Source organism: Rhizobium sp. SRI_017, from assembly GCF_057586295.1.
On record NZ_JBYCZP010000012.1, the window covers coordinates 203,169 to 211,786 of the forward strand.

General features: G+C 57.8%; 7 protein-coding genes. 4 read left to right on the top strand and 3 right to left on the bottom strand.

The annotated features are described in order from the left end of the window. Nucleotides 1-197: 197 nt before the first annotated feature. On the bottom strand, nt 198-2,864 hold the full coding sequence (locus tag AC2YI2_RS24255) for an ATP-binding protein (RefSeq protein WP_487389077.1): 2,667 nt from the start codon (nt 2,862-2,864) through the stop codon (nt 198-200). A gap of 155 nt (nt 2,865-3,019) precedes the next feature. Here AC2YI2_RS24255 and AC2YI2_RS24260 point away from each other — a divergent pair, with 155 nt between their 5' ends. The 3 genes from AC2YI2_RS24260 to AC2YI2_RS24270 all read left to right on the top strand — a co-directional run bounded on the left by AC2YI2_RS24260 (nt 3,020) and on the right by AC2YI2_RS24270 (nt 5,917). Beyond that, nucleotides 3,020-4,210: an EAL domain-containing response regulator gene (locus AC2YI2_RS24260; RefSeq protein WP_487389078.1), complete on the top strand. Its 1,191-nt coding sequence runs from the start codon at nt 3,020-3,022 to the stop codon at nt 4,208-4,210. A gap of 44 nt (nt 4,211-4,254) precedes the next feature. Then, entirely contained in the window at nt 4,255-5,454 is a 1,200-nt protein-coding gene (locus AC2YI2_RS24265) for a pilus assembly protein TadG-related protein (RefSeq protein WP_487389079.1), read from the top strand. Nucleotides 5,455-5,611: 157 nt separating this feature from the next. Continuing rightward, nucleotides 5,612-5,917 carry a hypothetical protein gene (locus tag AC2YI2_RS24270; RefSeq protein ID WP_487389080.1) on the top strand — a complete coding sequence of 102 codons (306 nt, stop codon included), beginning with the start codon at nt 5,612-5,614 and terminating at the stop codon, nt 5,915-5,917. A 582-nt stretch (nt 5,918-6,499) separates the two neighbouring features. Here AC2YI2_RS24270 and AC2YI2_RS24275 read toward each other — a convergent pair. After that, complete coding sequence (locus AC2YI2_RS24275) at nt 6,500-6,895, bottom strand: hypothetical protein (RefSeq protein ID WP_487389081.1); 396 nt, start codon at nt 6,893-6,895, stop codon at nt 6,500-6,502. Between the two features lie 199 nt (nt 6,896-7,094). Between AC2YI2_RS24275 and AC2YI2_RS24280 the strand changes: the two genes are divergently transcribed. Beyond that, a complete protein-coding gene (locus tag AC2YI2_RS24280; protein ID WP_487389082.1) occupies nt 7,095-7,517 on the top strand; it encodes a hypothetical protein in 423 nt (140 codons plus the stop codon). 318 nt (nt 7,518-7,835) lie between these two features. Here the strand turns inward: AC2YI2_RS24280 and AC2YI2_RS24285 are convergent, their stop codons facing one another. Then, nucleotides 7,836-8,393 carry a nucleotidyltransferase domain-containing protein gene (locus tag AC2YI2_RS24285; protein WP_487389083.1) on the bottom strand — a complete coding sequence of 186 codons (558 nt, stop codon included), beginning with the start codon at nt 8,391-8,393 and terminating at the stop codon, nt 7,836-7,838. Nucleotides 8,394-8,618 lie beyond the last annotated feature (225 nt).

Genomic DNA, 8,618 nt, shown 5'->3' on the forward strand with positions numbered 1-8,618 from the left:
TTGCGGGGGCCTGAGTACACAGAGACTTGTAAGATCAAACGCATAAAGCGCTCGGAAGCGGAAATGATTTCCGTTTCCGTATGCCCAGCCCCGCCGCTTTGCGCCACAAGCAGCCGTCGCCTCAGTTGGAATGCACTTGTTGCCTCCGAATCAGAACGGAACGACTTGCTGATCGAACGTAGCCTTGGATGCGCCCTCTACTTATGGGAGAGACTCACGACTGATATCTGTGCGCCCTTGTCGTCCATCACTTCGACCGTTTCCTCTAACGACCTCCGTAGCGATGCCAGCTGATCCTTTCCGGGGAACCTGCCCGCAGCGATTATGTTCTCGATGTCCTCACAATACAGCGTTGCCCGATATGCGCCGGCGCTCGAGCAATTGGACTTCAGCCCATGGATGAGGTCCTTGGCCTTCGTGCCTTCAGCTTCGATCTCTTCCGCGGCGGCGGCGAACGCCTCGAAGACGCTGACTTTGAACAGATCGTAGACCTTCGCCCTTATGTCATTGCCCGTCGCCTGTCGTACCATTTCGAACATGGCCAGACTGTCAGGCGACAGGAGCGGCTGGTCGGAGAAATCCCGACCTCCCTCTCCTGGATTCCCTGATGGGCTCACCATCTCACCCGCCTGATTGGCGGACCCGACATTGCGGAACACCTTGTCAAGCTGTTCGATATTGAAAGGCTTTGCCAGATAGGAGTCCATTCCCTCCTCTCGCCACCGTCCCGCGTCCCCGCCCATGACGTGTCCGGTGAGGGCGACGACAAAACTGCGCTCCCGGCGAAGCATTTGTTCCTCGGTACGGATAGCTCGGGTCGCCTCGAAGCCATCCATCTCCGGCATGGAGCAATCCATGAAGATCACGTCATAAGTCCGCTCCCTGACCTTCGAAATCGCATCTGGGCCGCTTTCGGCCAAGTCGCAGGCGATGTTGAAAGTCTTGAGAGCCTCCGACAGGACTTCCCGGTTCACGGCCATGTCGTCGACGGCGAGAACGCGCAGGTTCGACAAGTCGGGGCGCTGAACGACCTGCCTTTCGTTTTGTATCGTACCCAACTCAGTGTAGTCGCCTGTCGATAGCGCGCGACAGATCAGGTTCTGGTTTGCCCTCGAAAGTGGAAGGCTGAACTCGTGGAGCGGCGTGACCCCGTCCGAAAGCGCCGCCGTTGTCCCGGCGAACGGGCGAAGCAATATGATGGGGAGGTCGGAGACTTCGACTTGCGCGGGTATTCGCTCGCCCGACCGAAGAAGAATCGCATCCGGTCGACGCGGGGTATCGACTGGCAATATCTCAACGCCGCGTTCGGCGAACGAGCGTTCGAGCGCTCTCCTGGAGATCATATCGGACTCAATGAGCAGGATCGACGCTACCCCGCCCGATTCGACACCACTGCCCTCTTCCGCAACCTCAAAGGGGATGGAGAGGATGAATTGCGAACCTTCGCCGACAGTGCTTTCGACACGTATGCTTCCATCCATCAATTCGCATAGACGTTTGGATATCGAGAGACCAAGACCCGTTCCGCCGAACTTGCGCGTGATCGTCTCGTCGGCCTGCGAGAAGCGCGTGAAAATGCGGTCGACCTGATCACGCGCGATGCCGATGCCTGTGTCTTCGACAGCAATGATGACGTCTCCTTGGGCTGAACTGCAGGCGGAGATGGTGACACCGCCTTGGCTTGTGAACTTCAGGCCGTTGTTGACCAGGTTCCCAACGATCTGGCTCAGTCTCGTAGGATCGCCAAACACGCGCGCGGGAACCGAGGGCGATATGCGGATCGCCAGCGACAGCCCCTTCTCCCGCGCCCGTTCGGCGAAGAGGTATGCGACGTCTTCGATCAAGCCATCCAAGGAGAACTCAACCGACTCAAGGTCGATCTTGCCCGACTCGATCTTGGAGAAGTCGAGAATGTCGTTGATAATGTGAAGCAGGTTCTTGCCGGACCGAGTAATGATCTCAGCATAGCGTAGATGGCGCGGCGCAAGCGGGGCGGCTGCCAGCATCTCGGCCATCACCATCATGCCATTCATGGGGGTGCGGATTTCGTGGCTCATTGTGGCAAGGAAATCGGATTTGGCCGCATTTGCGGTCTCGGCGTCCTCTTTTGCCAGCCTCAGTTCAGCAGTGCGCTCCTCGACAGTGTCCTCAAGCGTCTCACGATGCCGCTCGAGTTGCCTGTCGCGGTCGTCGATATGCGCGAACATTTCGTTGAATGCATCGACGAGAACGCCGACCTCGTCATCCCGCTCCTTCGAAAGCCGCCTGCGCAGGTCTGTCCGCTTTCCGATGTCCTGGAACTCGGACGCTAACGACTTCAAAGGCTTGACGATGCGTTTGATCTGCATGCGGGAAATGAGTGCCGTGACGGCCACGAGCAACAGCCCTATTGTACCCGAGAACAGGAGTGCATCGACGTAGCGGCTCCGCAATCCATCGATCTGCGCCTGCAATTCGACGGAGCCGACGACCCGCCCTGCGTTTTGGACTTCAACCTCAGTGGTCAGAGTGGCTGGGAAAAATTCGCCCATAAAGCTGCTGGAACTGCTTGGGACGAGGCTCACGCCTGTTCCGATCTCGGCGATCAACTTACCGTCCATCCCTCGAGCGGCGATGTAGACGACTTCCGGCAGTCCGCGCACGCCGCGCAAGACCTCGAGGCTTTTCCTCTTGTCCTGCCCGGCCACAGCGTCGCTCGCCGCTGCTGCAAAGGCGTATGCGGCACTTTCGAACCTTGCCTTCTCGAGCTTGAGCGCCTGCTGGAAATCATGGAACAGAAACAGCCCAACGCCGGCTGCGATGCCAAGTCCGACGGCAGATACGACTGTTTTCGCGATTCGTCCGGAAATCGACGTGCCAGCCATCGTGCCAAGATTCCGTACTAAAGTTAACCTTTCCTCGACCATAGCGTCCGAAAGTTGATTTTTCGTGTTGTGGGAAACCAGACCGAGCGCCCGCTAATACAGCGAAGTAAGCCTTTCTTTTCTTTCCTGTGCTGACATCGGAGGAGGAGAAAGCCATGGCCTACGACGTGAGTTGCTTGGTGGTCGACGACGACCCGATGTTCAATCTTGTTGCCGAAGGCGTGCTCAAATCTTTGACGCATGGTCCAGTCGTAACGACGTCAAACGCCAAGGACGGCCTTCGGGAATTGAACGGCAGCGCTCCGATCGATTTCGTCTTTCTTGACCTCAACATGCCCGACCTGGATGGGCTTGCCTTCTTACGCGCTGCTTCTGAGGCCGGGTTCAAGGGTCATGTGGTGATCTCGAGCGGAGAAGACCGCGCGATCCTCCAGTCGGCCCAAACGATGGGCCGGATGCTCGGGGTCTCGATCGCGGGCGCGTTGCGAAAGCCGCTCCAGCTTTCGGAAGTGAAGGCGATGCTCGAACTCGGCCGCCATCTTCCACATCGAGTCCGCAGCCAAGCGACTGAGATCATCCTCCAAGACGACCAATACGACCTGACCCCCTACTATCAAGCGCAGTTCGAGCTTTCGTCCGGCGATATCAAAGGAGTCGAGGCTCTCATCAGGCTCTGTACGACGGATGGGCAGATTCACGGACCGTCAAAGCTGTTCGACTCGCTTCGGGACGGCGACCACCTGACCGAAGTGTCGCTGCGGATTTGCGCGCGTGTCTTGGAGGACGCCAAGACATGGCGGCAAAACGGGATCGCCCATACCGTCTCGATCAACTTCGACGCGTCGGTCCTAGAGCAGCCACAGTCCGTCGCCGAGATTGTGCAATCCGTCAGGGAAGCTGGCATCGACCCCAAATCGATCTGTCTCGAAGTTACCGAAAAGAGCCTGCCCAGGAACACGTCGCGCCTGATAGAGGCGCTCGCAAGACTTCGAATGACCGGCTTTCGTCTCTCGCTTGACGATTACGGCACCGGCGCGTCAAATTTCGAACTTCTGCGTCAATGTCCGTTCTCGGAACTGAAGTTCGACCGCTCCATCATCGCGGGTGCCGTCCGCGATCCCATTACCCGCAGGTTCGTGAACTCGTCGGCGGAACTTGCTCGTGACCTCGAGCTTGTGACGGTCGCAGAAGGCGTGGAGAACCACACCGAACTGGGCGTGGCTCTCGAAGCGGACATCGATCGCGTCCAAGGCTTCCTCTTCGCGAGGCCGGAGCCGGAAACAGCGGTGAAACGTCTGCTGCGCGATCATCGCTCCTTCGATTTCCGGACCCGGAGCGCTGGATGACGGCGCGTTGGTTGCGCAAATTGCTCCTTTGTCGACAGGGCAATATGGCGCTCAGTTTCGCGCTGCTCGCCCCCATGCTGATCGGCCTCACGGGAGGCGCGATCGACATGGGGTCATTCATAGTCCACAAGGATGAACTGCAATCGGCGGCCGACGCGGCGGCTCTTGCCGCCGCAAAAGAAGGCGGGCTGAGCGGTTGGTCGGAAAGCTCGGCCAAGGCGGTGGTTGAATCCTACATCGACGCGAACGTTCGGAATTCAATCTCGGGCGAATTCACCGCGCAGGTCAAGGTGGATGCCCAGGCCAAACAGGTCACCGTGACGCTGGAACAGGATCACCGGGGATACTTCGTGATCGGATATTTTCAGGGAAGTCCGCAGATCAGGGTGAAGTCGACGGCTCAGGCGTCGAACCATTCCAACATCTGCGTCATCGGCCTGCATGAATCCGATGCCGGCACTGTTTCGATGGACACCAACGCCATGCTGTCCGCACCCGACTGCGCGGTGTATTCGAACTCGGCAAGCCAAACGGGCTTGCAGTCGCTGGGAAACGCCAAGCTCGTCTCGGACCTGACCTGTTCGGCTGGGGGATTCTCCGGGGCGACAAAGAACTTCGATAAGCTGCCGCTCACGGACTGTCCGGCAGTAAGCGATCCCCTTTCCTCAAGGCCATCGCCTCCTGTGGGAATGTGCAAAGAAAGGGACGCGGTCTACCAGAACTTCACCGGTACGCTTTCGCCGGGTGTCTATTGCGGGGGACTTACGATCCGCTCTAGTTCGAATGTGACGCTGAAGCCCGGGGTCTACGTGATGAAGGATGGACCGTTCGTGGTCCAATCCGCCTCACAGGTCGATGGGGCGGGTGTGGGAATCTATTTCACCGGAACCGACGCGTCATTCGTCTTCGAGAGCAGCTCTGTCGTCAACATCGAAGCTCCGAAAGACGGACCCTTGGCAGGTCTGATCTTTTTCCAGGATAGGCAATCCGCAGAGGCCGATTTCGTAATCACGAGCAACAAGGCCAGGAATCTTCTCGGGACGGTCTATCTTCCCCAAGGCAATCTGATCGTGGACGCCAACAACAAGGTCGCCGACGCTTCGGCCTATACCGCGGTCGTCGTTAGACGTTTGAAGCTTTCCAAGGGACCAAACCTGGTGCTGAACACAGATTATGATTCCACACTCGTTCCCGTGCCTGAAGGGGTGGGTCCGCAAGGAACGACGGTCAAACTCATAAAGTGAGCCTGAGGGGTTTCAACCCTGACGTCCGCTTCGGGCCATCTGCGGAACCCGCGCATCAGATCGCACATTACTGGCAGCGGCGGCGGCTGGCGACTTGTATCGACGTCCGTATCGCGCGACGACACTCCCCTGTGGTGATTATTGTAAAGAGGGTGCAATGGACGAGCTGAGCAACTGGCGACATATGCGAACCGCGCCGAGAGACGGCAGCCGCGTCCTTGTGACGATCCGTCCGACCGAACAGGGCCCCGGAGCCGTTGACCTCGCCTTCTGGTCGAATGGCGATCAGTTCGGCGGAGAGGGCTGGCGCTCCTCCGATTCCGCGCCAGGCAAGGTCATTGAATATGCCGAGTCGGAATTGAAGTGCTGGATGCCGCTGCCTACAGCCAATCTCGAGCACATGACATTGCCCACCGCTTGGGACGGTGAAGACGATCGGGAGCTCGAGGGCTCGGGCATTTAGACCTCACTGCAAAGGTAAAGCAGCGACGGTGAGTTTCCGGACAGCGCCAAGAGAAGACATGCACGGCTATGCTTTTGCCTGACCGATGGCGCGCGAGCGGAGCGGCAGATTTTCCTTTGGAATCGATACGCCTGGTCACCCACACGTTAGGTAGGTTTTTGAGTGCAGCTCAGATCGGCAACCAGCGTCAACGCGCCAACAAGAACCCAACCTAGTTGCCGTCCAGCTTCGGCAAAACGTTGAGCAAAGAACCTTGCCGCCATGGCGTGTGTCCGTTCTGGCCAAAAAATGCCCATGCCTGCGATGGGCCAAACGCGGAATTCATTGCCGCTTCGGGCCAATCAGAGGCTTGGAGACTGGGAAGTATCCCCTGTCTTCGCCGCCGTTGGCGCGAGAGACAGATTGCTTTCAAGATATACTGCCCTGATTTCTTTCGCGCGGGAATCAACATCTAACAAAAGGAGGGAACCGCAGGCCTTTCGCGACTATGTCGTAGCTATGTTAAGGTGCACGCCGCCGAACTTAGTGTGGATAACCCTTGTGTTGGCTGATGCTCAGCCGAGGGGGTGCGAGTTTCAGAGATCAAAATGGCAGGCGAATACCAGCAGACAAATCTCTGGCGGCACAGGCGGCATGGCCATTGCTCGTTTTCACGGCTGTGCTGCAGGCAGGTTCGGGTCTCCCGTTCGTGGCATACTTGTTCATGGGGGTACTGAAGCCGGCCTCCGGGCTCGGTGCGTGGACCGCGGCGACGCTGGGTGGGCTCCAGGCGGTCGCCGCCGTCGTGCTTTCATGCTGGCCGTCAGCCATGATCTTCGCGGCACCACCCTTGCAGTCGCCGGCAGCATCATGCTGGGCTGGCTTTCGACGCTGCCGTCCGTCGTTGAGCAAGGATTCGATTTTCCAGGCGATGGCAAAGTTGCACCGGCCATCGTCGTGATGTCGCCCTTCTTGCGATCGCAGCGGCAACGCTTGCATGGCGCAACGTCTATCCGATCGCGGCCGCCCTCATCGCAAGCGCGCTGACGTTCGTCGGCATCTTGTTCGTCATCGCCTTCGGCGTCATCATTGCGATGTATGGCTTTTAGCCGCGGCCAAGGTTCGAGGTCGAACTCGGTCGCAACTGTGGATGTCGGCCCGTCTGCGGTTACGCCGCGTATTGAAACACAGGATTGCGATGGTGGAGGAAAACACGGATGTGTCTTCGGACACGCAAAGCGATCACCTATGGCGATGGTCGCGCCAAGGCGTGGAGCAGCGCATAGGGGCTATGTCTCCAGCCGATGCGCTTCTCACGGTCGAGCTGTTCAACGGCAGGCATGTCCGAGATGTCTCGCAACACCTGGATGCTGGCGCATGCCTATCTGGCCTGTCACCGAGCGAGGCCGACGATATTCGGGGAAGAGTAGCGGCGCTTCGACAAAGCGCCACGGGCTGGGGGGAGAAGTACTGGGCAGAGCAACTGCGCGAGGCTTGCACTGGAATCAAGGATAGCGGCCATGACGAGGCGATATTGAAAGAGATGGCTGCTGCTCATCCGGGTTTCAGTGTCGAGTCGCTGTGGGCGGTTTATCTCGTGGGCCTCATGCTGGCGCGTTGATGCCGGGCACGACGTCTCATCAGGGGCGAATTGGAGCTTCCGAGGACGAACGCGGCCGTTTGTTTTTTCCTATCGCCACCGGTCGACCTGCAGTCCATGACTTCTTAGGACGAAACGGAGCCGACACCTAAGGTCTCTGAAGAGCCATCAATTGCGGTCATCGGGTCATCTTCTTGAATAGTTCTTACGAATACGCCCTCTCTGCATCTGCGAGATACTCTTTCGCATTAAGAACGTATTGTCGCAGATCGTCCGCAATGTAGTCGGTTCGCTTGAACGTTCCGATTCAAACGAGATTGTCGATGTTCTCCTGCCACTTCATGCGCCGGCCACCATGATGCGAGGTTCGCTGTTGATCGCCCGGATCACGCGGTCGGACTGCAAGTCGTTCCATTCGGCAGGCGTGTGTAGATGTAGATGAATGTCACGTCCAAGTACGCCTTTCATGGTCTCGATGGCTTCGCCTAGTTCGAAATAATCGACCTCACCCACGACCATGAGGTCGACATCACTATCCGCCCACTCATCCCCCTTTGCAATGGAGCCGAAAACGAAAGCAGTTTCGATGTTGGGAGCGAACCTGGCCAACTCATCGGAGATCACGTCAGCCAAACCGAAGGTCTTGAGGCAGATTGAACGTAGCTCAGGGTAGATGGGATGCTTTTTGTTCACGCTGAAAAGTCGCTGGTTTCCCCTTGCTCTCCTCGTAACAATGCCGGCTTCCTCGAAGGTGTCGAGAACTCTTTGCGTCGCCCCGTTGCCCGGTCCCGCGATCCGTATGAGATCGGAGACAGACAATTCACGCTCACCGTGCAGGATTAACGCCCGCAATACGTTTTGTTGGCGCTCTGAAAGCAGAAAACCGGCGCTCGACATTGTGATACCCACTTATGGTAAGAACATACCCATTTCGGGTACGAAAATCGAATTTTCGCAGAATGTCAACAGTGTTATTAAATTGCCAAATCCGGGTAGTTTCGTACCCAGATTTGGTTCGCGTGGTGGCCATCAATGGAGCGTGGTCGCCCAGAGGAGGCAATCCCTCTGCATTCGGCAACTTGTGGCATTTGCTACATATTTCCGACCATGTCAGCTTCGGGC